Raw genomic sequence first — 2,673 nt, 5'->3', positions numbered from 1 at the left:
TGTTGTACTATTTGCCGTAGCTACAATATCCAGTGTGGCACGAGGAGTGGTGGTATTTATTCCAACTTGGGAATAAACAATAGAGTTAATAGCCAGAAAGGCTATTACATAATAGTTTTTCATTCTTAAAAGTGTTTAATTATATTTGAAAATTATCTTGATTTAAATAATTTAAGTATGCTTGCTGTTATTTATATATATTCAGATTAGCTCAAAGTCTATATTGTAATGGTATAAAATCACTTATCTTCATTCACATTCAGCATGTGTATAAAAATGAGCCATCTCAAAAGGTAAAAAATACTTCCCAGAGAATTTTCCAAAACAAAGGTCAAAGAGGAATTCAAAAGAAAGGATACTTTTGAGACAGCTTAATTACCTGATAATTTGCACTTGTAGAATCATAAAATAATTTTGCTTTATTCGCACTATTTAAGATATTTACAGATGACATATGCTAATATTTCAATAATACGGGACAAAAGTAAAAACTATTAGTTTCATAAAATATAAAACTTTTATATTAATGATATCATATTTGTCCTGCATAAATGTAAACAATTTCTTTTCCGATTTATTTGGGAATTTTCAGATAATGACCAGTAAAAAAAACAACAGCTCAAACTTATGAAAATTGATATATAAGATGTTTATTCTTTTATAATCTTTTCTCTGATTGATGATCCTTCCATAAAATCTACCTGAAGATAATATACTCCTTTCGCATAAGAAGACATATCTACTTTGTCGGAATTGCATACTTTCGTAAGGAATCTTCCGGTAACATCATAAACAGTTAGTGCTTTAATTTTTCTGGCTGTGCTTACATTAATAATTCCTTTTGTTGGATTAGGAAATATGTTTGTTGGAATTATATTAGAATCATTTGTTCCCAGTGAAGCCCTTTGTATCAATAATTGCCCTATATTACTACACATATTTCCTAAAGGATCTTTCACTTCAACTAAGATAACAGAGTTATTTTGTGTGAGTAAATAATTGGTAGGATTTGCAATCATTGTTACAGCATTTGTACTAATATTATAAGCATAATAATTAAAAGTATAGCTTGAAGGATTGCTTACAAACTGATTGTTGTAAGATGTAAGATCTATACTGGTAGTTCCTGCTGCTGCATTTACATTCAATTGTTCTTGCAAAAGATTAATTTTATATATAAAAACCTTAACGTTCTTAATAGAATGCCTCGCTGTTGCTGATCCTGTGGATGCAGAAAAACCAAAATATCCCTGAGACATTGATCCGGCTCCTCCTGAAGGAATAAAAGCCTGGTTGCAAATTACGTTTCCATCCATGCTAATTTTTAGAAGTATAGAATTAGGATTTGATGGATCAACATTACCCGTAATTTCTACATGTTTATAATTTGATCCAACAAAAGGCTGGCTAGATTGAAGGTTGGTAGAATGAAAAGTGCTTCCCTGTGTATTATTGAATTCTATATTACCGATATTCTTCCCATACAGAACATGCAACTTACTCATTTCTGTATCGTTAGTATTATTATAGCAATCAAAAGCTACCATGAGCCCTTCTGCATTGTCTGGAATTCCAAGACCGTAACCTGTTGCGTAAGAAGAAGGAGGATTGACCAAATACCAAAATGCTACCCCATCTCCATGGGCATATGTTCCATTACCATCAATTCTAAAATCAAATTCGACTTTCCATTGTTTACAGGAATTTAAATTAAATGGAGCATTGAGCTTTATACCACCTACCTGAGTATTCTGGTCAGCAGTTAACTGAATAAAGTCATTAACGGGAACTGCAGAAGGTACAATATCCCATCCGGTAGTATTTATGGGATTTCCCCCAAGCTGATATACCTGCCCAAAAGATTTTGAATGCAGCAATACAAACATTGCTACGAAACTTTGTAAAATTATTTTCTTCATTTTCTTTGTTTAAAACGCTGGCAAAATTATGGACACTTCGCAGCATCCAATGTCGTATTTATTTGCTAATTCACTAGTATTTATTTAATATAAAATACATAATTATAATCATGAATAAAAAGGAGCTATAGCTAATCTCGATTTTAAATAATTTATTAGCTGTATAACATACATCACCACTTGATTTATTATTAAGAAAGAATATTGCTGGCAAACCCAGCAATATTCTTAATCGTTTGTGTTTGTAGAATCATTATTTCCCCATAAATACTGTAGAAAGAGTACAACTTGTTCCGCCAATATTTATTACCCATGATGAATACAAATTGTTATTATGAGCAGGAATATTTCCGGTTATAGTTAAATCCATGCTTCCACTTCCATTAGTAAAAACTCCTTGTTGTAGAATCAAACCAATACCGCCAAACCCTGAAGGAGAAGAATAAACAGTTTGCGTGCCATATGGCTGTCCATTACCTCCACTATATGGTATCTTAATAGGGAAAGAAAATGTTCCTCCATTATAAGTACCTACAAAACCATTAGGAGATGCTATTGGTGTTTGATGTCCTGCCCAATCAACAGAATATGCTTCTCCACACTTTAATGTTGGCGCTGGTGCATTAACTGATACTGAAAAAGTACATATTTGACCTCCGAAATTTACCGTAAAATTAGCTGTTCCGGATGATGATGGTGTTCCTGAAATAGTATATGCTAAACTTCCTGAACCATTAGCTAATGTACCTGCACT

General features: G+C 32.3%; 1 protein-coding gene and 1 pseudogene. Both read right to left on the bottom strand.

What is annotated here, in order from left to right:
• Positions 1 to 650: 650 nt before the first annotated feature.
• The gene (locus BW926_RS13955; RefSeq protein WP_076447947.1) at positions 651 to 1,919 is read right to left on the bottom strand and encodes a T9SS type A sorting domain-containing protein; all 1,269 of its coding nucleotides are present in this window, start codon (positions 1,917 to 1,919) and stop codon (positions 651 to 653) included.
• A 253-nt stretch (positions 1,920 to 2,172) separates the two neighbouring features.
• Positions 2,173 to 2,673 (bottom strand): annotated as a pseudogene (locus BW926_RS14445) (hypothetical protein); the annotation flags it as partial.

The organism is Chryseobacterium sp. RU37D (assembly GCF_900156075.1).
GTDB lineage: Bacteria > Bacteroidota > Bacteroidia > Flavobacteriales > Weeksellaceae > Chryseobacterium.
Note: the sequence above shows the minus strand (reverse complement) of the source record. Positions and strands in the feature narration are given on the sequence as shown.

Bases quoted from the DNA above. Each gene is read 5' to 3' on its own strand.
- BW926_RS13955 (WP_076447947.1), bottom strand. From the start codon at position 1,919: ATGAAGAAAATAATTTTACAAAGTTTCGTAGCAATGTTTGTATTGCTG.